Source organism: Pseudomonas sp. KH_050 (assembly GCF_057838875.1).
The window spans coordinates 1490136-1510980 of the sequence record NZ_CM174478.1 but is presented as its reverse complement, the minus strand read 5'-3'; the positions used below and the strand labels follow the sequence as shown (position 1 = coordinate 1510980).

23 protein-coding genes and 1 tRNA gene are annotated in these 20845 nt (G+C 57.1%); 2 read left to right on the top strand and 22 right to left on the bottom strand.

All coding sequences use genetic code 11. The features are described from left to right. Window positions 1-339 precede the first annotated feature (339 nt). From nadA to AC3IUA_RS06830, 19 genes are all read right to left on the bottom strand, one after another. Entirely contained in the window at window positions 340-1398 is a 1059-nt protein-coding gene (nadA, locus tag AC3IUA_RS06920) for a quinolinate synthase NadA (protein ID WP_489359723.1), read from the bottom strand. Window positions 1399-1673: 275 nt separating this feature from the next. Beyond that, window positions 1674-1749 (bottom strand) — tRNA-Lys (locus AC3IUA_RS06915). Window positions 1750-1812: 63 nt separating this feature from the next. Then, window positions 1813-2514 carry a 7-cyano-7-deazaguanine synthase QueC gene (gene queC / locus AC3IUA_RS06910; RefSeq protein ID WP_489359722.1) on the bottom strand — a complete coding sequence of 234 codons (702 nt, stop codon included), beginning with the start codon at window positions 2512-2514 and terminating at the stop codon, window positions 1813-1815. Between the two features lies 1 nt (window position 2515). Further along, the gene (queE, locus tag AC3IUA_RS06905; RefSeq protein WP_489359721.1) at window positions 2516-3163 is read right to left on the bottom strand and encodes a 7-carboxy-7-deazaguanine synthase QueE; all 648 of its coding nucleotides are present in this window, start codon (window positions 3161-3163) and stop codon (window positions 2516-2518) included. A 165-nt stretch (window positions 3164-3328) separates the two neighbouring features. Further along, the gene (ybgF, locus tag AC3IUA_RS06900) at window positions 3329-4147 is read right to left on the bottom strand and encodes a tol-pal system protein YbgF (RefSeq protein ID WP_489359720.1); all 819 of its coding nucleotides are present in this window, start codon (window positions 4145-4147) and stop codon (window positions 3329-3331) included. A 6-nt stretch (window positions 4148-4153) separates the two neighbouring features. Next, on the bottom strand, window positions 4154-4651 hold the full coding sequence (pal, locus tag AC3IUA_RS06895; protein ID WP_095632173.1) for a peptidoglycan-associated lipoprotein Pal: 498 nt from the start codon (window positions 4649-4651) through the stop codon (window positions 4154-4156). A 52-nt stretch (window positions 4652-4703) separates the two neighbouring features. Next, the gene (gene tolB / locus AC3IUA_RS06890) at window positions 4704-6005 is read right to left on the bottom strand and encodes a Tol-Pal system beta propeller repeat protein TolB (protein ID WP_489359719.1); all 1302 of its coding nucleotides are present in this window, start codon (window positions 6003-6005) and stop codon (window positions 4704-4706) included. Beyond that, the gene (tolA, locus tag AC3IUA_RS06885) at window positions 6002-7081 is read right to left on the bottom strand and encodes a cell envelope integrity protein TolA (protein ID WP_489359718.1); all 1080 of its coding nucleotides are present in this window, start codon (window positions 7079-7081) and stop codon (window positions 6002-6004) included. Before tolA ends, tolB begins: the two co-directional genes overlap by 4 nt. Further along, window positions 7081-7533, bottom strand: coding sequence for a protein TolR (gene tolR / locus AC3IUA_RS06880; RefSeq protein ID WP_191624336.1), 453 nt, complete (start codon window positions 7531-7533; stop codon window positions 7081-7083). Before tolR ends, tolA begins: the two co-directional genes overlap by 1 nt. Before the next feature lie 23 nt (window positions 7534-7556). Continuing rightward, entirely contained in the window at window positions 7557-8252 is a 696-nt protein-coding gene (gene tolQ / locus AC3IUA_RS06875) for a protein TolQ (RefSeq protein ID WP_489359717.1), read from the bottom strand. After that, the gene (gene ybgC / locus AC3IUA_RS06870; RefSeq protein ID WP_150643020.1) at window positions 8242-8709 is read right to left on the bottom strand and encodes a tol-pal system-associated acyl-CoA thioesterase; all 468 of its coding nucleotides are present in this window, start codon (window positions 8707-8709) and stop codon (window positions 8242-8244) included. Before ybgC ends, tolQ begins: the two co-directional genes overlap by 11 nt. A 158-nt stretch (window positions 8710-8867) precedes the next feature. Next, window positions 8868-9926, bottom strand: coding sequence for a Holliday junction branch migration DNA helicase RuvB (gene ruvB / locus AC3IUA_RS06865; protein WP_150805156.1), 1059 nt, complete (start codon window positions 9924-9926; stop codon window positions 8868-8870). Next, window positions 9927-10538, bottom strand: a complete 612-nt coding sequence (ruvA, locus tag AC3IUA_RS06860) for a Holliday junction branch migration protein RuvA (RefSeq protein ID WP_489359716.1) — start codon at window positions 10536-10538, stop codon at window positions 9927-9929. Window positions 10539-10653: 115 nt separating this feature from the next. Continuing rightward, on the bottom strand, window positions 10654-11178 hold the full coding sequence (ruvC, locus tag AC3IUA_RS06855) for a crossover junction endodeoxyribonuclease RuvC (RefSeq protein WP_489359715.1): 525 nt from the start codon (window positions 11176-11178) through the stop codon (window positions 10654-10656). Window positions 11179-11335: 157 nt separating this feature from the next. Next, a complete protein-coding gene (locus AC3IUA_RS06850) occupies window positions 11336-12082 on the bottom strand; it encodes a YebC/PmpR family DNA-binding transcriptional regulator (RefSeq protein ID WP_489359714.1) in 747 nt (248 codons plus the stop codon). A gap of 172 nt (window positions 12083-12254) precedes the next feature. Beyond that, on the bottom strand, window positions 12255-14030 hold the full coding sequence (gene aspS / locus AC3IUA_RS06845) for an aspartate--tRNA ligase (protein ID WP_489359713.1): 1776 nt from the start codon (window positions 14028-14030) through the stop codon (window positions 12255-12257). Between the two features lie 106 nt (window positions 14031-14136). Then, a complete protein-coding gene (locus tag AC3IUA_RS06840) occupies window positions 14137-14358 on the bottom strand; it encodes an FmdB family zinc ribbon protein (RefSeq protein WP_010208103.1) in 222 nt (73 codons plus the stop codon). A 152-nt stretch (window positions 14359-14510) separates the two neighbouring features. Continuing rightward, complete coding sequence (locus tag AC3IUA_RS06835) at window positions 14511-14864, bottom strand: ribbon-helix-helix domain-containing protein (protein ID WP_489359712.1); 354 nt, start codon at window positions 14862-14864, stop codon at window positions 14511-14513. Between the two features lie 369 nt (window positions 14865-15233). Next, window positions 15234-15707, bottom strand: coding sequence for a Dps family protein (locus AC3IUA_RS06830; RefSeq protein WP_489359711.1), 474 nt, complete (start codon window positions 15705-15707; stop codon window positions 15234-15236). 447 nt (window positions 15708-16154) lie between these two features. Between AC3IUA_RS06830 and AC3IUA_RS06825 the strand changes: the two genes are divergently transcribed. Continuing rightward, entirely contained in the window at window positions 16155-16757 is a 603-nt protein-coding gene (locus tag AC3IUA_RS06825; RefSeq protein ID WP_489359710.1) for a cold-shock protein, read from the top strand. A 79-nt stretch (window positions 16758-16836) separates the two neighbouring features. On the opposite strand, the gene AC3IUA_RS06820 is transcribed toward AC3IUA_RS06825, so the two are convergent. Both AC3IUA_RS06820 and AC3IUA_RS06815 read right to left on the bottom strand, forming a co-directional pair. Then, on the bottom strand, window positions 16837-17043 hold the full coding sequence (locus AC3IUA_RS06820; RefSeq protein ID WP_489359709.1) for a SlyX family protein: 207 nt from the start codon (window positions 17041-17043) through the stop codon (window positions 16837-16839). Between the two features lie 3 nt (window positions 17044-17046). Further along, on the bottom strand, window positions 17047-17472 hold the full coding sequence (locus AC3IUA_RS06815; RefSeq protein ID WP_489362255.1) for an HIT domain-containing protein: 426 nt from the start codon (window positions 17470-17472) through the stop codon (window positions 17047-17049). Window positions 17473-18407: 935 nt separating this feature from the next. Here AC3IUA_RS06815 and AC3IUA_RS06810 point away from each other — a divergent pair. Beyond that, window positions 18408-19706, top strand: coding sequence for an OprD family porin (locus AC3IUA_RS06810; RefSeq protein WP_489359708.1), 1299 nt, complete (start codon window positions 18408-18410; stop codon window positions 19704-19706). A 294-nt stretch (window positions 19707-20000) separates the two neighbouring features. On the opposite strand, the gene AC3IUA_RS06805 is transcribed toward AC3IUA_RS06810, so the two are convergent. Then, window positions 20001-20840, bottom strand: coding sequence for a mechanosensitive ion channel family protein (locus AC3IUA_RS06805; RefSeq protein ID WP_489359707.1), 840 nt, complete (start codon window positions 20838-20840; stop codon window positions 20001-20003). Window positions 20841-20845 lie beyond the last annotated feature (5 nt).

Here is a 20845-nt window from a genome sequence, read left to right as displayed (position 1 = left end):
CAGGCTGCGCCAGCTCCTACGCCGACCGCATGCACCTGCAAACGGGGTAGAAATCTGCAATCCCCCCGTAGGAGCTGCCGCAGGCTGCGATCTTTTGATCGTGCAATGGCGCTGCCCGCAGAAAAGATCGCAGGCTGCGCCAGCTCCTACGCCGACCGCGTGCACCTGCAAACGGGGTAGAAATCTGCAATCCCCCCGTAGGAGCTGCCGCAGGCTGCGATCTTTTGATCTTTGCAATGGTGCTGCCCGCAGAAAAGATCGCAGCCTGCGGCAGCTCCTACAGGAGGGCGGTGTACATCCTCGAGAGGCAGGTCACCTGCATAGCGACCTGCCAGCGGATCAGGCATTCCCCGCCAGCTTCATGCGTGCCGCCTGGGTAAAGTCGAGCATACGCTTGAGCGGCCGAATAGCCTGGGGAATCAACGCCGGATCGACAAAGATCTCATTGGTACCCTCGCGCAAGCTCTTCAGCGTACGCTCAAGGGTATTCATCGCCATCCACGGGCAATGCGCGCAACTGCGGCACGTCGCGCCGTTACCGGCCGTTGGTGCCTCAATGAAGACCTTGTCCGGGCACAGCTGCTGCATCTTGTAGAAAATACCGCGATCGGTGGCCACGATAAACGTCTTGTTCGGAAGGCTTTGCGCAGCAGCAATCAGCTGACTGGTAGAACCCACCGCATCCGCCAGGTCGATGACCGCAGTCGGCGACTCGGGGTGAACCAGAATCGCCGCGTCCGGATACAACGCCTTCATGTCTTCGAGCTGCTTGGACTTGAACTCTTCATGAACGATGCAGGCACCGTCCCAGAGCAACATGTCAGCACCGGTTTTACGCTGGATATAAGTACCCAGATGCTTGTCCGGAGCCCAAATGATGGTCTCGCCGTTATCCATCAGACTTTCGACGATCTCCAGCGCACAGCTGGAGGTCACTACCCAGTCAGCGCGGGCTTTGACCGCGGCAGAAGTGTTGGCATAAACCACCACCGTGCGCTCGGGGTGCTGATCGCAGAACGCCGAGAACTCGTCCACCGGGCAACCCAGGTCCAGCGAGCAGGTCGCTTCCAGGGTCGGCATCAGCACACGCTTTTCCGGATTGAGTATTTTTGCGGTTTCGCCCATGAACTTCACACCGGCGACCACCACCGTCTTGGCCGGATGGGCGTTGCCGAAGCGGGCCATCTCCAGCGAGTCAGACACACAACCGCCGGTTTCTTCGGCTAGCGCCTGAATGATCGGATCGCAATAGAAGTGGGCAACCAGCACCGCGTCCTGAGCCTTGAGCTCGGCGGCGATGGCGACACGGTAATAGGCCTCCTCTTCAGCACTCAGCAGTTTGGGCTGCTTGGCGTCGAGGTGAGCTTGAACCAGAAGGCGTTCGGAAATTTGTGTCATGTTCGCAAGACCTGCAGGCGCGGTTGCGCGAAAGTCGAGTATACCACCGGCTCCGGACCCTATCAGGGCCCCGCCGGGAGAGTGAGTTCATCAGGCACGGACAACATTGAAGCTGCGCAAGGCTACAGAATATCCAGTGGATTCAAAAGATGATTCTGGCCTGCGTAATGCAGTGAAGCGCCCGGACTGGACGGAGCTAAAATCCAGGGCAAAAAAAAATCTGGAAATCCACATTTTCATGGGCCTTCCAGATTTTCAAACATCTACATCTAAAATGGTGGGTCGTGTGGGATTCGAACCTACGACCAATTGGTTAAAAGCCAACTGCTCTACCAACTGAGCTAACGACCCGCTGTGTGGTGACGCGTATAATACTGATTTCTAAGGATAATTCAACACCTTATTTGAAATAAATCAGAAATAGGCTGTTGGGTCGCTAATTCCGGCTGCCGAGAAACCCTCTGCACGCAGGCGGCAGCTATCGCATTTGCCGCAGGCGCGGCCTTTTTCATCGGCCTGATAGCAGGAAACGGTCAGCCCATAGTCGACGCCCAGGCGCACGCCTGCCTTGACGATCTCGGCTTTGCTGAGGTTCTGCAGTGGCGCCAGGATACGGAAGCCCTGCCCCTCTACCCCGGCCTTGGTCGCCAGGTTGGCCATGCGCTCGAAAGCCTCGACGAACTCGGGACGGCAGTCCGGATAACCAGAGTAATCCACTGCGTTCACGCCGATGAAGATGTCCCGGGCACCGAGCACTTCCGCCCAGCCCAGCGCCAAGGAGAGGAACACGGTATTGCGCGCCGGCACGTAGGTCACCGGAATGCCTTCACTGGGAGCCTCAGGCACATCGATAGAGCTGTCGGTCAGGGCCGAGCCGCCCATACCGTTCAGATTCAGACCAATCACCTTGTGCTCGACAACACCCAAATCCCGCGCGACTCGCGCTGCGGCATCCAGCTCGGCGCGGTGACGCTGACCGTAATCGAAACTCATGGTGTAGCAGCTGTAACCCTCGGCACGGGCCATGGCCACTACGGTTGCAGAGTCGAGGCCGCCGGACAGCAGGATCACCGCGCGCTTCTGGTTAGCAGGCTGTTGGTTCAGTTGTTCAGTCATTTCAGCGCCCCGGCTCGTCATTCCAAAGATATTTATGCAGCTGCAATTGCAGGCGCACCGGCAGGTTGTCCGCAACAACCCAGTCAGCCAGGTCGCGCGCATTCAAGTCATGGTGACTCGGCGAAAACAGGACTTCGCCCGCACGCCGGTCCAGGCCGTACTGGATCAGCTTGGACACTGCCCAGTCATAGTCTTCACGGGAGCAAATGACGAATTTGACCTGATCATTCGAGGTCAACAGCTCGATGTTCTCATAGCGATTGCGCTGGACTTCCTGCGACCCGGGCGTTTTCAAGTCGACAACCCGGCTGACCCGCGGGTCTACCGCGCTGATGTCCAAGGCACCGCTGGTCTCCAGCGACACCTCGTAACCGGCGTCGCACAGCTGCTTGAGCAAAGGAATGGCGTTGGGTTGAGCCAATGGCTCACCGCCGGTTACACAGACGTAACGCGGGCGAAACCCGGCAACCTGCTCGAGGATATCGTCGAGAGAGCGGATGCTGCCACCGCTGAACGCGTAGGCGCTGTCGCAGTATTGGCAACGCAACGGGCAACCGGTAAGGCGCACAAAGACAGTGGGCAGCCCGGCAGTCCGCGTTTCACCCTGCAACGAGTAAAAAACTTCGGTGATTCTCAATGTGTCTTGCATAGTCGCCACGGGCGTAACAGCTAAACAGGCTGTCCGCCTCCGTCAGGCACTTCAAGGAACCCCGCGACCGCGCGAATCCCGAAAAGCGTATTTCATAAAAAGGGTATGAATTCTAACGAAAAAACCCGCGTCAAGCGCGGGTTTCTTCAAAACCGGTCACCCGCCTTACATGCGTTGCAAGTCGCGCTGGGCCAGTTGGGCGGCGGAAGTCCCCGGATACTGGGCGACTACCTGCTGCAGAATGCCCTTGACCTTGTCAGTATGGCCCAGGCGGCGCTCCACATCAGCGAGCTTGTACAGCGAGTCCGGCACCTTGGCATGCTTGGGATACAGCTGGCTGACACGGGCAAAAGCCTGGCCCGCACCTTGCAGGTCGCCCTTGGCCAGATTCACCTCACCCAACCAGTACTGAGCGTTGCCCGCGTATTGGCTGTTCGGGTATTTGCGCAGGAATGCGGCGAAGGCCTGGCTGGCCTTGTCGAAATCCTTGGCCTTGATCAGGTCGAAGGCTGCGTCGTAATACAGCTTTTCCTTCGCCGGATCCGCCTGCTCAGTACCCGCTGCCGGGGCCTGGGTAGCAGGCGCCGCAGCTGCACCGGGGGCATTGAGATCACCACCGGCGGGAGAATTTTGAGGAGCCGCGGCAGGAGCACCGCCAGTTCCGATGCGCCGATCAAGTTCCTGGTATCGCTCCAGGCTTTCTTGCTTGATGCGCGCCACATCATTTTGCAGAACCTCGATCACACCTTGCTGGCGTTCGATTTGTTCCTGCATTTGTTGCAATTGGTTGAACAGCTCGCCCTGTGCCGAGACAGGGGCCGAAACCCCTCCCCCGGCATAGGCGCCGCTCGTACCGTAACCCGCAGGCGGATAATTGCTCCCGCTATTGCCGGAGTTGTCCTCGACCACAGGAACCGCAGCCCCCGCCGCAAGCGGCAGGAGGCTGAGAGCCAAAACAGTTACAGCACGACGGCACGTTCGCATGACGAATTACTTACGCAGTTCGACGCGACGGTTTTGAGCCCAGGACTGCTCGTCGTTGCCGGTAGCAACTGGACGCTCTTCGCCGTAGGAAACCAGTTCAGCTTGAGCTGGGGAAACACCTTGCAGTACCAGGTAACGCTGAACGGCTTTCGCACGACGCTCGCCCAGTGCCATGTTGTACTCACGAGTACCACGTTCGTCGGTGTTGCCTTCCAGAACAACGCGAGCGCCGTTTGCTTTCAGGTCTTTGGCGTGAACGTCCAGAGCGCGCATGGCTTCTGGCTTCAGGTCCGAGCTATCGTATTCGAAGTAGAAGGTGGTGATTGCGCGCAGAGCAGCTTCTTCGCTCAGGGAGCCATCAACAGCGCCAGTGTTAGCGCCGTAACCAGCGTTTGGATCGACAGCGCCTTCACCGGCATTGTCGCCGCCTTTGGACGAGCAACCTACAGCTACAGCCATGGCCAGGGCCAGCGCAGCAAACTTACCAAACTTCAGCATTTCCATCGTGAAACTCCTAATGAACCCCAATGTGTTAAGTACAACGTGTAGCGCCGCGTCAGTTCAGGTAAGGGGACCAGGAAGGTTCTCTGACTTCGCCTTGAGCGGTAGGAAGCGGGAGCCTTACGCGTCCATTAATGGACACGAGCATCAAGACTCCCCGGCCCTGCTGGCGGGTGGCGTAGATTACCATGGTGCCGTTGGGCGCGACAGTAGGCGACTCGTCCAGAGTGCTATCAGTGAGGATTTTTACGCTTCCGCGCTGCAAATCCTGGGCCGCAACCTTGAAATTAGTGAAACCGTCCTGACGATGGATCATCACCAGGGTCTTTTCGTCTGCCGACAGTTTAGGGTTGGCGTTGTAGTTACCGACGAAGGTCACACGTTCCGCACCACCGCCACCTGCGCTGGATTTGTAGATCTGTGGCTTGCCGCCACGGTCGGAGGTGAAGTAGATGGTCGAACCATCCTTACCCCAGAACGGCTCGGTGTTGATGCCAGGACCTTTGGTCACGCGGCTGATCTGCTTCGAACCCAGATTCATGACATAGATATCCGGATTGCCATCTTTGGACAGGACAAAAGCCAGTCGCGTGCCATCCGGCGACCAGGCTGGCGCGCCATTCAGGCCTTCGAAGTTGGTGATCTGCTCGCGGCGACCGGTATCGATGTGCTGAACGAAGATGCGCGGGCGCTTCTGCTCGAACGACACATAGGCGATACGCTTGCCATCGGGGGCGAAACGCGGCGACAGGATCGGCTCGCGCGACTGCAACAAGGTCACTGCCCGCGCACCGTCATAATCAGAACGCTGCAGGGTGTAACGCGTGTTGTTTACCGAAAAACGCTCGGCGGTCACGTACAGCATGCGCGTCGAGAAAGCACCTTTGATACCGGTGAGCTTCTCGAACGACTGGTCAGCAATGTAGTGAGACATGTCGCGCAGCTGATCGACACTGCCCGATACGCTGCCGGTCAGCACTTGCTGCTCGGTGGCGACGTTGAACAATGCGTACTGCACCTGCAGGCGACCGCCCGCGGGAACAATGCTGCCGACCATGATGTACTGGGCGCCCAGGGCCTTCCAGTCGCGATAAATGACTTCGCTGGCCTGGGTCGGCAGGCTGATCATGTTCTGCTTTGGAATCGGCGAGTAGTAACCCGAGTTGCGCAGGTCGTTACCGATGATTTCCGCCATGTCGTCCGGCAGCACGCTGCCGCCCTGGAATCCGAACGGCACTACTGCGATCGGGGTTGCCCGGTCACTGCCGCTGGTGACCAGAATGTTTTTTTCATCCGCCGCCGCTATTCCTGCCAGGCAGCAAATAACGACAAGCATTCCTCGAAGAAGGTTTCTCACAAGGCTAGATCCTCAGGTGTGAATGTCATCTTGAATGAACGATAGGGAGCGAAATCACTCGGCTTCATTCCCTGCATTTCTGTCAAACGTCCAATATTCTTGACCGCCGCTACAGCCGAAGCGTCGAACGGACCATCGCCACTGGACCTGGCCACATTGACCGAAGTCAACGTACCGTCCGGCAACATGCCGATCTGCAGCACGACTGTCATGCCTTTGCGTGCCGAAGGTGGACGAGCCCAGCCTTCCGCTGCACGAGCACGAATCAGATCATCGAAACTGCCGGCGACTTCATCGCCCTGCTCATCCGCCAAGGCTTGCTGGCGCTGCGGCGTGTCGGAAAGCAGATCGGCCAAGGCCTGGGCCTTTTTATCTTCGGTCGATTTACGCGCCGCTTCAGTCGCCTTTTTCTTGGCAGCATCGGCAGTAGCTTTCTTCTTCGCATCCTCGGCGACTTTCTTCTTCGCCTCGTCGGCTTCAGCTTTTTTCTTGGCGTCGTCCGCGGCTTTCTTCTTCGCGTCTTCGACAATCTTTTTCTTGGCTTCTTCAGCGGCCTTTTTCTTGGCCTCTTCTTCAGCGGCTTTTTTGGCTTCTTCTTCAGATTTCTTCTTGGCTATATCAGCCAATTGTTTCTCTTCAGCCTTTTTCGCTTCCGCAGTCTTCTTGGCGTCGTCGGCTTTCTTGGCTTCATCAGCCTTCTTCGCCTCGTCGGCCTTCTTGGCTTCGTCAGCCTTTTTCGCTTCCTCGGCCTTTTGAGCCGACTCTTCTTTCTTTTGTTCCGCAGCCTTTACCGCTTCCTGCTCGACCTTCTTCTGTTCCAGCTGTTCGACTTCGGTCTGACGCGCGGCGGATTTCTTCGCCTCACCGGCAATCTTCTGATTGGTCTGGGTAGTCGCCTGACTTTTCGATTTCAGCTGGTACAAGGTCGCCTGGACAATCGGTTTGGCCGGCGGCAACTCCGGAGTGAAGGCAAAACTGACGAACAGCATGCCAAACACCAGAATATGCAGGGCAAGCGCCCAGACACTAGGCCAGAAGTAGCTTTCCGAGGCGGACGGCTCTCGCATTCGCTGCATCAGGGCGCCTCGGTAATCAAGCCAACATTACCGACCCCGGCTTTCTGCAATCCGCCCATGGCACCCATCACGGAGCCGTAATCGACGGTCTTGTCACCGCGAATGAACACCTGGGTCCGCTTGCCGTTACCGGTGCCGGCGCTGATGATTTTGGTCACGGCGCTGGTCATCTGCGGCAAGGTCATTGCCTTGTCCTGCTGTTTTTCAGTATCGACTTCGCTGCCAAGGTTCCAGTAATAGGTCTTGTCAGCCTTGATCGAAATGGTCAGGACCTGAGTGTTGTTGTCTTGCGGCAAGGCTTCGCTGGAAACCTTGGGCAGATCAACCTTCACGCCCTGATTGAGCATCGGAGCGGTCACCATGAAGATGACCAGCAGTACCAACATCACGTCGATGTAGGGCACCACGTTCATCTCGGCAACCGGCTTGCGCTTGCGTCGAGCTCGAGCGATTAAAGCCATTGAGAATTACCTGCTTATTCTTCGCTGGTGTGCACTTTGCGGTGCAGGATCGCCTGGAACTCGTCGGCGAAGGTGTAGTAACGGCCGATCAAGGTTTCGCCACGAGCGGCAAAACGGTTGTAGGCGATTACTGCGGGGATTGCCGCGAACAGACCAATGGCGGTGGCGATCAGCGCCTCGGCGATACCCGGAGCCACGGTGGCCAGGGTCGCTTGCTGGGCCATTGCCAGACCACGGAAGGAGTTCATGATGCCCCAGACGGTACCGAACAGGCCGATGTACGGGCTGACGGAACCGACGGTAGCGAGGAACGGCAGGCTCTGCTCGAGCTTTTCTTCTTCGCGGGAAATGGCCACGCGCATGGCACGCGCCACGCCTTCCATGACCGCTTCCGGGTCGACGCCTGACTGCTGGCGCAGCCGGGAGAATTCCTTAAAGCCGGCGCGGAAAATCTGCTCTACGCCCGAGTCCGGGTCCGGGTTGCTACCGGCCTGGCGATAGAGTTTCGACAGGTCGATACCCGACCAGAAGCGCTCTTCAAAGCTCTCCAGGGCAGCTCGACCGGCGCGCAGCAGGTTGCTGCGCTGAAAAATCATGACCCATGAAGTGACCGATGCAGCCACCAGGATCAGCATTACCAACTGCACAACGACGCTGGCATTGCTGACCAAGCTCCACATGGAGGTATGGTCGACGACGTTAGCTTCCACGCTTTATCTCCTGCTCTGAGTGTGTACCCGCGCCGCTCACGCGGGCAAAGGCCGCACGTAGAGCTTCGGGAATGGCTCGGGGTTTCAAACTATCGGCGCGCACACAGGCCACCAAAAACTGCCCTTCACAGAGCAGTGCATTATCCGTAGCCCGCCTGACCTGCTGCTTGAAGCGCAGGCTGGCACGGTTCAATTCGATTACTTCAGCGCTCACCAGAAGCTCGTCATCCAGTCGCGCCGGCGCGTGGTAACGCGCTTCGCTGGAATGCACGACGAACAACAGGTCCTCACCTGCAAGCGTGGATTGGGCAAAGCCCAGCTCCCGTAGCCGCTCGGTTCGAGCCCGCTCCATAAACTTAAGGTAATTGACGTAATACACGATGCCGCCGGCATCGGTGTCCTCGTAATAAACGCGACAACGATGTGCGAACGACTCAAGCCCGTTTTGCGCGCGCATACTCTAGTGGTTACTCCTCAGGTTGCCAATCCGCCCAGGCAACTGTTTTTCATTCTCGAACACATTTCTCGCGAAAGAACGGTAATGCCGATCCCCAGGGCCTGTGAACAGACCCTATGACAGCACAAACCCTGAATAAATCAGTGCGCAGAGGCTATTTAATCGTCCACGGTATCGAGAAACTCGTCTACCACGGGCATATCCCCCAATCGTGACGGGATGTTAAGACCGAAGTGCAGATACGCATGCCGGGTCACTACCCGTCCTCGCGGCGTGCGCATGATATAGCCTTGCTGAATCAGATAGGGCTCGAGCACATCCTCAATGGTATGCCGCTCTTCGCTGATCGCCGCTGCGAGGCTGTCCACGCCCACCGGCCCGCCATCGAACTTCTCGATCATGGTCAGCAGCAGTCGTCGATCCTGGTGGTCGAAACCACGTTCGTCGATGTCCAGCAGGTTCAACGCCCGGTCGGCAATTGGCTTGGTGATATGGCCATTGGCCCGCACTTCGGCAAAGTCCCGCACACGGCGCAGCAATCGGTTGGCAATCCGCGGGGTGCCGCGGGCCCGACGGGCAATTTCAAAAGCGCCATCGGGATCGAGCGGCAAACCGAGAATGCCTGCCGACCGACTGACGATGGTCGCCAGATCGGCAGTGCTATAGAACTCCAGGCGCTGGACGATACCGAAGCGGTCGCGCAACGGGTTGGTCAGCATCCCGGCGCGAGTGGTCGCCCCGACGAGGGTAAACGGTGGCAGATCGAGCTTGATCGAGCGCGCAGCCGGACCTTCGCCGATCATGATATCGAGCTGGAAATCCTCCATCGCCGGGTACAGCACTTCTTCGACGATGGGCGAAAGACGGTGGATTTCATCGATGAACAGCACATCGTGGGGTTCAAGGTTGGTCAACAGCGCGGCCAGATCACCCGGACGCTCCAGCACCGGCCCCGAAGTGCTTTTGATTGATACTCCCATTTCCTGGGCAATGATGTTGGCCAAGGTGGTTTTACCCAGCCCCGGCGGACCGAAGATCAGCGTATGGTCGAGCGACTCGTTGCGCCCACGGGCAGCCTGGATGAACAACTCCATTTGCTCGCGCACGGTCGGCTGACCAATGTATTCGGCCAGGCTCAGCGGGCGAATCGCGCGGTCCTGGACTTCCTCGCGGTCACGACTACCCGTGGCGGCGATCAGACGATCAGCTTCAATCACTTAAATCATTCCCTTCAGGGCGCGGCGAATCATGTCTTCACTGCTCAAACCTTTTTCCTTGATGGCGGACACCGCTTTACTGGCTTCCTGCGGCTTGTAGCCCAGGGAGATCAGCGCGCTGACGGCATCGCTTTCGGCACTGGCCACCAGGGAAGCCGGCGCATCAGGCTGGTTCGGTACCAGGGCGAACATGCTCGGCACGACTTCCCAGGCTTTGAAGCGGTCCTTGAGCTCTACCAATAATCGCTCGGCAGTCTTCTTGCCGACCCCCGGCACCTTGGTCAACGCCGAGGTGTCCTGTGCCGAAACGCAGCGCACCAACTCGTCGACCTCCAGACTGGACATCAACGCCAGCGCCAGTTTCGGCCCTACACCGTTGAGGCGAATCAGCTCACGGAAAAAATCCCGTTCGCGCTTGCCAATGAAGCCATAGAGTAACTGCGCATCCTCGCGGACGACCAAATGAGTGTGCAAGGTAATCGGCTCACCGACCGACGGCAGTCGATACAGGGTGGTCATGGGTACTTCCAGTTCATATCCCAGACCATTTACATCAAGAATCAGATGCGGCGGCTGTTTTTCAGCCAAAGTGCCGCGCAAGCGTCCAATCACGTTTCAGATCCTTAAGCGTTGGCCAGATCAATGGCTGACGACCGACAGAGCAAGGGCGATACGCCGACAACACAGGCGCAGAACCCTCATTCGATAAAAATGACTGCTGATGCTATCAGAGACGCAGGCGTCCGCCACGGCTGCGTGCCGTGCCCAGACCATGGGGCAACAGGCTGGAACGGATGTGAGCATGACAAATGGCAATGGCCAGGGCGTCCGAGGCATCGATTTGCGGCTTGCTGGTCAGTTTCAGCATATGCATGACCATCATTTGCACCTGCTCCTTATTCGCCGCCCCGGTCCCGGTCACTGCCTGCTTGACCTGGGTCGCGGTGTATTCAGCGATTTCCAGGCTTTCCTCCGCGCCTGCAACAATGGCTGCACCGCGGGCCTGGCCGAGCTTGAGGGCTGAATCGGCGTTGCGCGCCATAAACACCTTCTCGATGCCCATGGTCACCGGTCCGTAGGTCTGGATTACCTCGCGCACTCCGCGATAAACGATTTGCAGGCGCTCATGCAGCTCGCCGCTGCCCGTGCGAATACAACCCGAGGCGACGTACACGCAGCCACGACCGGTATCACGAACCACGCCATAACCGGTGATGCGCGAACCGGGATCGATACCAAGAATAAGAGTCATATCGCCTGCAGAAAGGGTGCGGATGCTTGAGGGAAACTGTAGGCGCTGCCGAAGGTTCTGGCTGCGATCGGACGATCTTCAAGATCAAAAGATCGCAGCCTTCGGCAGCTCCTACACGTACAGCGTAAACCGAAGGCTGCGATCTTTTATGGGTGTATCAGCCGAGCTGCTCTGCCACCGACTCCGGAATATCCGCGTTGGAGTAGACGTTCTGCACGTCGTCCAGGTCTTCCAGCATGTCGATCAGCTTGAGTATCTTTTCAGCGCCTTCCAGGTCCAGTTCGGCACTGGTGGTCGGCAACATGACGATTTCCGCGTCCACCGCCGTGAAACCCGCTGCCTCCAGCGCGTTACGCACGGCATAGAAACCGGCGAACGAGGTGAAGACATCGATGGAGCCGTCTTCGTGGGTGACCACGTCATCGGCGTCGGCTTCCATGGCCGCCTCCATGAGGGCGTCTTCGTCGATGCCTGGCGCGAAGGAGATCTGCCCCTTGCGCTCGAACAGGTAAGCCACCGAACCGTCAGTACCGAGGTTCCCGCCGCATTTACTGAACGCATGGCGCACAGCAGCCGCGGTGCGATTACGGTTGTCGGTCATGCATTCGACCATGACCGCCACGCCGCCCGGGCCGTAGCCTTCGTAGGTCAGCTCGACCATGTCGTCGGTGTCGGCCGCGCCGGCACCACGGGCAACCGCGCGATCGATGATATCGCGACTCATGTTCGCACCAAGCGCCTTGTCCAGCGCCAGGCGCAGACGCGGATTGGAACCCGGATCAGCACCGCCCTGACGGGCAGCAACCGTCAGCTCACGGATCCACTTGGTAAAAATCTTGCCCTTCTTGGCGTCCTGACGTTCTTTGCGGTGCTTGATGTTCGCCCACTTGGAATGACCTGCCATAACTTGCTCCAGATTCTCTTTGAAACATTGCCCGCCGCGCGGTATGCGCTGGCCAGCAAGAAAAAATCTCGACGCTCTCTATAGTAGAGAAGGCGCATCCGCCCCCTCCATAAAGAAGGTCCGCTCTATCTATATAGAGAAGGCGCATCCAGGGATGCGCCTTGGGTCAACCCTACTCAGCCTTTGGCTGTTCGCGCAGACGGATGTGCAGTTCGCGCAATGCCTTGGCATCCACGTGACCCGGAGCCTGAGTCATGACGCACGCAGCACTCTGGGTTTTCGGGAAAGCGATCACTTCACGGATCGACTGGGCGCCAGTCATCAGCATCACCAGACGATCAAGACCGAAGGCCAGACCACCGTGGGGCGGCGCGCCGTATTTCAGGGCGTCGAGCAGGAAGCCGAACTTCTCTTCCTGTTCCGCTTCGCTGATGCCCAGCAGACGGAACACCGACTGTTGCATTTCCTTGCGGTGGATACGGATCGAACCGCCACCCAGCTCGGTGCCGTTCAGGACCATGTCGTAGGCGCGGGACAGCGCGGTCGCCGGGTTGGCTTCCAGTTCTTGCGGTGTGCACTTCGGCGCGGTGAACGGGTGGTGCAAGGCGGTGAAGCTGCCGTCATCGTTCTCTTCGAACATCGGGAAGTCGACGACCCACATCGGCGCCCATTCGCAGGTGTGCAGGTTGAAATCGTTACCGACCTTGATCCGCAGCGCGCCCAGGGCTTCGCTGACGATCTTGGCCTTGTCGGCACCGAAGAACACGATATCGCCATCGACCGCACCGACGCGATCGAGGATCACGTTGAGGCTGGCTTCAGGAATGTTCTTGACGATTGGCGACTGCAAACCTTCGACGCCCTTGGCGCGCTCGTTGACCTTGATGTACGCCAGGCCCTTGGCACCATAGATGCCGACGAACTTGGTGTAGTCGTCGATCTTGCTGCGCGGCATGCTGGCGCCGCCCGGTACACGCAGGGCAGCAACACGGCATTTCGGATCGTTGGCCGGGCCGCTGAAGACTTTGAAATCGACGTCCTTGAGCTGATCGGCAACGTCTACCAGTTCCAGCGGGATACGCAGGTCCGGCTTGTCGGAACCGTAACGACGCATGGCCTCGTCCCAGGTCATGTGCGGGAATTCACTGAACTCCACACCCAGCACTTCCTTGAACAGGTTGCGGATCATGCCTTCGGTGATGCCAATGATGTCTTTTTCATTGAGGAAGCTGGTTTCGATGTCAATCTGGGTGAATTCAGGCTGACGGTCGGCACGCAGGTCTTCGTCGCGGAAGCACTTGGCGATCTGGTAGTAACGGTCGAAGCCAGCCACCATCAGCAGTTGCTTGAACAGCTGCGGTGATTGCGGCAACGCGAAGAAGGAACCGGCGTGAGTACGGCTCGGCACCAGGTAGTCGCGAGCACCTTCCGGGGTGGCGCGGGTCAGGATCGGCGTCTCGACGTCGAGGAAGCCGTTCTCGTCCAGGTAGCGACGGATACTGGTGGTCATCCGCGAACGCAGACGCAGCTTCTCGAGCATTTCCGGACGACGCAGGTCGATGAAGCGATAACGCAGACGGGTTTCTTCGCCGACGTCGGAGAACTCGTTGAGCGGGAACGGAGGCGTTTCTGCTTCGTTCAAGACTTCCAGTTCGTAGCCCAGCACTTCGATCATGCCCGAAGCCATGTTGGCGTTGCCGGCACCGGCCGGACGCAGGCGTACCTTGCCGGTTACCTTGACCACGTATTCGCTGCGCACGCGATCGGCGGCGGCGAAGGTTTCAGCGCGGTCCGGGTCGAACACCACCTGAGCCAGGCCATCACGATCACGGATATCGAGGAAAATCACCCCGCCGTGGTCACGACGACGGTGGACCCATCCGCAAAGGGTAATTTCCTGACCTTCCAGGCTTTCGTTCAATTGGCCGCAATAATGGCTGCGCATCATGATGGTGGTTCGCTTCTCTTAATTCGAAATTCGGTGGAGGTCTTGCCGCACCCCGGCACCTGAGTCAGGTACCTGATGGTGCAAGAGCTCGCGCGTGTCGTTCAACTTAGTCAGCTTTGTCGCCGCCAGCCAGATTCTTCTTCGAGCCGGTTTTGAAGTCGGTCTCGTACCAGCCGCTACCGCTGAGGCGGAAGCCCGGCATGGACAACATCTTCTTGAGCTCTGGTGCCTGGCAGGCAGGGCAGTCGACCAGCGGCGCAGCGCTGATCTTTTGAATGGCTTCCAACTGATGACCACAGGAAGCACATTGATAATCGTACATCGGCATGGGGATTGTCTCGGCAATCAGATTACGCGCGCGCGGGCATGGGGCTGCGCAGCAAAGCGCGGGATTATATCTGGTAAATCGAGCCTGTGCAGCCGTAAGACTGCACCAACCGGCGGGGATCCTCATGATGCCGGCCCGCTCGCGGACATACTTTAGCCAACACTGGATGGCGCGCCCGCGAGACAACTGCCTTTTTTCAAGCTATGTACAACACACACGACCCGGACCAACCCACTGAAATTCTTGACCCCGCCATGCCGCAGGTGCACCTCTCGATCGACATAGGAAAGCAGCGCACTGACCGAGCAACAATTGATCTGGGCTATTTCCGCAAGGATATCCCAATAGATCTGCTCAAGCCGCAAACAGGTGGAAAAACCATTCAAACGGATTGATCTGGACAGTGGTTGCGCCAGCCCCATATTGAACTCCCGCACAAACGGATCCACTTTTACATTTTGAAACTGAGCAATCTCTCGCACTCCCCGACCTATACCTCGAGCCATATCATCGACACTCCCTTGCCATGCGTTCCTTCAGAAATTCAGAAACAATCTGTTTCCTTATAAAAGCTTAACCAGATATTTATATCCAGATGATTTTATGACCGTGCATGTAGGACAAGCCAACAACAGTAGAGCGACTTATATCGTCGTCCTACATTCAACAACCCAACACAGTCAATGATCAAAGCAGATTCCCACTACTGGAAAACAGAGGCTATTGATCGGGTCATACACGGAGTTGAATGCGCAGAAGTCGTCAGTTCGCAAGCACTGGAGCTAGCCACCAATGAGCCCGGACCACTGAGCTGACAAGCAGCGGGAGAAAGGAGGCACGAATGAGCGACTCACACCGCAATCCGTGCCTCAGGATCATTTATCGTCCAACAGCGACCGCAACATCCAGGCGGTTTTTTCATGGACTTGCATCCGTTGCGTCAACAGATCCGCCGTCGGTTCATCGCTGACTTTATCAAGTAACGGAAAAATACCGCGCGCTGTTCGCGTTACCGCCTCTTGCCCCTGGACAAGTTGCCTGATCATATCTTCAGCGCTGGGCACACCTTCTTCTTCCTTGATAGAAGAAAGTCGCGCATAAACCGAATAAGCTCCCGGCGCCGGAAAACCAAGGGCGCGAATTCGCTCGGCAATCAAATCAACCGCCAGTGCCAATTCATTGTACTGTTCTTCGAACATCAAGTGCAGCGTGCGAAACATGGGCCCCGTGACATTCCAATGAAAGTTATGGGTTTTCAGATAAAGCACATAAGTATCCGATAGCAGACGTGAAAGTCCGTCCACGATCGACTTGCGATCTTCTTCGCTGATACCGATATCGATTGCCATGTCTATCTCCTTGAATAGGTGAAATTCACCCAGCAGGTGCAGGACCACTCTAGCAAGAGTACCGACACCCTGCAGCCTTGCACCCCATTGGGCCCTCCGACAGATCCGCCCCACAATCAGCGCCTGGCAGGGCTTTCCCGGGCTCGAGCGCACTAAAGAACCTGCGCTCCGTCCGAAACTCGGAAAACGCTCTAAAACGCGCCTTCACAAGAGCAACGAAGGCCAGATCATCCTGCCCGACGATAAACCGGCACAGCTTGCGGTAGCGCTTGATTTGAGAAGGTCCGGGCTTTGCTGTTAAATAGAGGGTGTGTCGTTGTCGCCTATTTTTCCGGGCGCGGCGCATAGGCTGATACCGCGTACGTGTCCAGCGCCTCATATTGTCCAGAAGCGAACCGTGCGCAATCAGCTCTTCCTGGTGATCTGTCTTAACGTGAGTTAATCAAAATGTTGAAAATCGTCCATCTGCTAACGGGCGCAGCAGCCCTGCTGCTGTCCTTTATCCCTAGCCTGCGATCCGAAGCGGTACCTTACCTGCAACAACCCGACGCGCTGTACCTGGCGTTTTTCGGGCTGCTCAACCTGACCCTCGCTCCGGTTATTCCCTACTGGAACAAAGGGCCGCGTCACCAGCTGCAAAACCTGGTCAGCGCTCTGCTGGTGCTGGCCGTCGTCCTGCAAATCCTTACGCTGCTCGCTCCCCTGCCAGCCATTGGCGGCCAACCGGCCGTTCTGGTCAGTCTTGTGACTGCCCTGATCGCCGTCCTCCTGCATCTGGGCATCAGCTTCTACACCTCTTCGCCAGCTGCCGCTGCACCCAGCTACGACATGACCAATCGCGATACCGGTACCGTCAAGTGGTTCAACACCTCTAAAGGCTTCGGTTTTATTTCCCGCGATTCCGGTGATGATATTTTCGTGCACTTCCGTGCTATCCGGGGTGAAGGACACCGCGTCCTGGTCGAAGGCCAGCGTGTGGAGTTCTCCGTGATGAACCGGGATAAAGGCCTGCAAGCCGAAGATGTGATCGCGGCTTTACCGCGTCGCTGATTGCGTCATAAAAAAACCGCGATGCAGCCAGGCTGCTCGCGGTTTTTTATTGCCTGAATATTGAGTGATTCGACAGCACTCAATAATGCGGCGGTGGAGCCTCTTCCTCGAAGGACTCGAACTGACCGACCATCTCTTCCTGACGCTTGAGCAGCGCCGCCATCTGCAGTTGCAGGCGGTCGACGACCCGCTGTTGCGCTATCAGCACATCGTTCAATGCTTGAATGGTGTCATCCTGAAAAGCCAGACGGCTTTCAAGATCAGTAACTCGCTCTTCCAGACTCATGATTCAGCCCTCCAGGAAGGTAAAGCCTTCGGTCAACACCAGCCGCAATCGCTCGCGAATAACCGCCACCTGCTCCGCATTATATGGCTTTGCCGGAAGTTTGCCCCAGACCGGCGCCGGCCATGCCGCATCTTCACGTTTGCGCACGATGACATGCATGTGCAGTTGGCTGACCACGTTACCCAAGGCGGCCACATTCAACTTGTCCGCATCGAACGAGTCCTTGAGCATCTCTGCCAGAGCCGTGGTTTCCTTCCACAGTTGTTGTTGATCAGCCACATCTAACTGAAACAACTCACTGATATCCTCGCGACGCGGCACCAGGATGAACCAGGGGTAATTCGAATCATTGGACAACAGCAACCGGCACAAGGAGAAATCCCCAATCGGTAGTGTGTCTTGTTGAAGTCGTGGATCTAAAGCGAACACCGTGCGCACTCCCGCTCAGCTCATTGGATTTGAGCCTGGCACCAGTTCGATCAACTGCCTGCCAGGCGACAGAACTCCAGCATACCTGCGAATGTCAGTCGCTTCACGATGAACAACGGCCATGGGCGGTCTTTTGTTGGCAAGGGTCGATCCGCCGGGCACAGGATACCGGGACCGGGACGCACCAACATGGAGCATTTCTTGCCGGACGCACTCTTCAACTCCTCGCGAGCGGCTATTGCCTTGCGCAAACGCCCCGCTCATGCAGGGTCAAGCCGTTACCCGAGCACCCACACTGTCTGAATTCGCACATCAGCGCAAAAGTTTTGCACCAAAACCGCACAGTACGTCTACTCTGAGTGCGGCAACCATCCGCCGATTACCCACCAAGAGTGTGAACCGGTAACGTTTTGGGTTGTCACCGGGGATTTTCCAGAGGCGACACGAGGAAAATGGTAGCGTCAAGCCCAAACAAAACGACCTTAAAACCCCGGTTTTATGAGGTTTTGGCAGCGACGAAAGCGCCAAGAGAAAAAATAGGCAGAAAAAAACGGGTTTGTGCACGCTTGTTGCATTCCCACCCACACTGTCTCGCAGGTCTCCACTGGAAGTGGAAACCGCTGGACAAATAAGAATAGTGGCAAGGTCGCCCATGGAAATTTTCACTGCCTGGACATAGAACACATTTACCTATGCTCCAGCCTTCGAAAACAGCGCTGAAGTTGTCAGTCCGGTTGCACCGGGGCTGTGAATTTGCGACATGGACCGAGCATTTTGCGACATGGTCGTAAAGAAGCTGAAAGGATAGATACGTAAGTATCGCCAACATTGTCAGCGTGATATAAGTTTGCGCCGACACAAAAAGAAAGAGCCGCCCGGATAATAAAACAGGCGGGACGGCAGTACTCTTCTAAAAACCAAAGGAGCAAATCACGATGCGCGTGATGAAGTGGAGCATGATCGCACTGGCTGTTTCAGCAGGCACCTCGCAGTTCGCAATCGCGTCCTCCCAGGACGAATCCAAAGGCTTTGTTGAAGACAGCAGCCTGGTAGCCAAGACTCGTATCGAGTACATGAACCGTGACTTCCGTAATGGCGCCGGCAACATTGCCAAGCCAGGTGGCGGTTTCAAAAGTGGCTATCGTCAAGACACCGGCATCAGCGAACTGGTTACTTACGAGTCCGGCTTCACCCAAGGTACTGTTGGTTTTGGTCTCGACGCATTCGTAGGCGGCACCGCCAAACTGGATGGCGGCGCGGGTCGCGCCGGTAACGGTCTGTTCGCTCGCGACAGCGAAGGCCATCCTGAGGACACCCAATCCAAGGGTGGCGCAGCTGTCAAATTCCGTCTTTCCGACTCCGTGCTGAAATATGGTCGTCAATTCGTTGCCAGCCCTGTATTCGCTACCGATGACAGCCGTCTGCTGCCAGAAGTCGCTGAGGGCACCTTGCTCACCGTCAAGGAAATCAAAGGCCTGGAACTCAGCGCCGGTCGTTTCACTGCTCTGAGCTCGCAAACCGGCATGGGCAAAGACAGCATCAATGGCCCGCACGCCCCAGGCCTGACCAGCGCCAACATCGCTGGCGCAACCTACCAGTTCACCGATAACTTCGTTGCCGGTATCGCTGCATCCGACGTTGATGACTACTTCAAGAAGCAATACGTCAACGCCAACTACACCTTCCCGATCAACGACGAGCAGTCGCTGAACTTCGACCTCAACGCCTACAAATCCAAAGATCAGGGTCAGGCGCTGTACGGTCCACTCGATAACAAACTGTGGAGCCTGGCAGCTGCCTACAGCATCGGCGCGCACAAATTCACCCTGGCTCACCAGCGTTCTACCGGTGACACCAGCTACCTGTACGGCGTGGACGGTAACGGTACGATCTTCGTAGCCAACTCCATCCAGATCTCCGACTTCGTGGGTATTGACGAACGCTCCTGGCAGGGTCGCTACGACCTGAACATGAAGACCTACGGCGTTCCTGGCCTGAGCTTCATGGCTCGTTACGTATACGGCGACAACATCAAAACGTCTTCCGATACCGAAGGTAAGGAACACGAGTTCAACTTCGAAACCAAGTACGTTCTGCAAGAAGGTCCAGCCAAGGACCTGTCGTTCCGCCTGCGTAGCGCAATCTATCGTGCAAACGATGCCTACAACGCCGACTACACCGCAGACAACAACGACGTACGTATCATCGTTGAATACCCGCTGAGCATCTTGTAACTCTGCGGTCATTCGATAACGTCGTAGAGCTTTGCTCTAACTAAAAACCGCTCACCTGATTCAGGTGAGCGGTTTTTTATTGCCGGTGGATTACCGCAACCGGTGGCAAAACTGCATAGCAAGCTAACTAAAGCATCTTGTTTTACCCTTCATCGCGCGCACTTCATGCCTGGCGTCAGCCAAATGGTTTAGCGAATAACATTTGAGGAGGGATAAGACACTCAAGGGGGCTTGGCGCCCCTTGAGTTCACTGCCGATACCTGACTGAACAGCCAAGCAATAAGAACAACAGCGTTACACAGCCGCTTCCTGAACCACCCGAATCACTCGCTGTGGAAACGGAATATCGATACCCGCGGCTTTCAATCGGTCACGGGACATTTCATTGAACATGAACATCACATTCCAGTAATCCGCGGTTTTCACCCAGACTCGCAGGGAAACCGTGATCGAACTGTCACCCAGGGTCGAAATCACCGCCTCCGGTGCCGGATCGGCCAGCACGCGCTCATCCTTGGCCAGCTCAAGCAGGACTGCTCGAGCCTTTTGCAGATCAGCTTCGTAGTCGACGCCTACATCAAACACCACCTTGCGGGTCGTCTGACGGTTGTAGTTGGTGATGATGCCGTTCGACAGGTTGCCGTTGGGCACAATGACCGTCTTGTTGTCGCCGGTACGCAGCACGGTATGAAAGATCTGAATGCTGTCGACCGTACCGCTGACGCCCTGTGCTTCGATCCAGTCGCCAATGCGAAATGGGCGGAACAGCAGAATCAGCACGCCGCCGGCGAAGTTCGCCAGGCTGCCTTGCAATGCCAGGCCAATGGCCAGGCCGGCCGCGCCGATCGCCGCGACGAACGAAGTGGTTTCGACACCGATCATCGAGGCCACGCTGACGATCAGCAGCACCTTGAGAACAATGTTCGCCAGGCTGCTGATAAAGCCCTGCAAGGCCTGATCGGCGTTGCGCATAGCCAGCAATCGGCCAACTTTATGGGTCAGGCTGTTGATCAGCCACCAACCGATGGCCAGGGTGATGACCGCCAGCAGCACGCGGCTGCCGTATTCCATGATCATCGGGATCCAGGCTTGGGACGCCTTGACCAGGTTGTCCACTTCAGCATTCAAATCCATCTATC

What these genes read in the sequence shown, in the direction of transcription:
- queE (WP_489359721.1), bottom strand. Translation starts at nt 3,163, where the DNA reads ATGCAAGACACATTGAGAATCACCGAAGTTTTTTACTCGTTGCAGGGT.
- AC3IUA_RS06830 (WP_489359711.1), bottom strand. Translation starts at nt 15,707, where the DNA reads ATGGCAATCGATATCGGTATCAGCGAAGAAGATCGCAAGTCGATCGTG.
- aspS (WP_489359713.1), bottom strand. Translation starts at nt 14,030, where the DNA reads ATGATGCGCAGCCATTATTGCGGCCAATTGAACGAAAGCCTGGAAGGT.
- AC3IUA_RS06820 (WP_489359709.1), bottom strand. Translation starts at nt 17,043, where the DNA reads ATGAGTCTGGAAGAGCGAGTTACTGATCTTGAAAGCCGTCTGGCTTTT.
- queC (WP_489359722.1), bottom strand. Translation starts at nt 2,514, where the DNA reads ATGACTGAACAACTGAACCAACAGCCTGCTAACCAGAAGCGCGCGGTG.
- AC3IUA_RS06805 (WP_489359707.1), bottom strand. Translation starts at nt 20,840, where the DNA reads ATGGATTTGAATGCTGAAGTGGACAACCTGGTCAAGGCGTCCCAAGCC.
- AC3IUA_RS06840 (WP_010208103.1), bottom strand. Translation starts at nt 14,358, where the DNA reads ATGCCGATGTACGATTATCAATGTGCTTCCTGTGGTCATCAGTTGGAA.
- AC3IUA_RS06810 (WP_489359708.1), top strand. Translation starts at nt 18,408, where the DNA reads ATGCGCGTGATGAAGTGGAGCATGATCGCACTGGCTGTTTCAGCAGGC.
- AC3IUA_RS06825 (WP_489359710.1), top strand. Translation starts at nt 16,155, where the DNA reads ATGTTGAAAATCGTCCATCTGCTAACGGGCGCAGCAGCCCTGCTGCTG.
- tolA (WP_489359718.1), bottom strand. Translation starts at nt 7,081, where the DNA reads ATGCAGCGAATGCGAGAGCCGTCCGCCTCGGAAAGCTACTTCTGGCCT.
- AC3IUA_RS06835 (WP_489359712.1), bottom strand. Translation starts at nt 14,864, where the DNA reads ATGGCTCGAGGTATAGGTCGGGGAGTGCGAGAGATTGCTCAGTTTCAA.
- pal (WP_095632173.1), bottom strand. Translation starts at nt 4,651, where the DNA reads ATGGAAATGCTGAAGTTTGGTAAGTTTGCTGCGCTGGCCCTGGCCATG.
- ybgF (WP_489359720.1), bottom strand. Translation starts at nt 4,147, where the DNA reads ATGCGAACGTGCCGTCGTGCTGTAACTGTTTTGGCTCTCAGCCTCCTG.
- ybgC (WP_150643020.1), bottom strand. Translation starts at nt 8,709, where the DNA reads ATGCGCGCGCAAAACGGGCTTGAGTCGTTCGCACATCGTTGTCGCGTT.
- AC3IUA_RS06850 (WP_489359714.1), bottom strand. Translation starts at nt 12,082, where the DNA reads ATGGCAGGTCATTCCAAGTGGGCGAACATCAAGCACCGCAAAGAACGT.
- ruvC (WP_489359715.1), bottom strand. Translation starts at nt 11,178, where the DNA reads ATGACTCTTATTCTTGGTATCGATCCCGGTTCGCGCATCACCGGTTAT.
- nadA (WP_489359723.1), bottom strand. Translation starts at nt 1,398, where the DNA reads ATGACACAAATTTCCGAACGCCTTCTGGTTCAAGCTCACCTCGACGCC.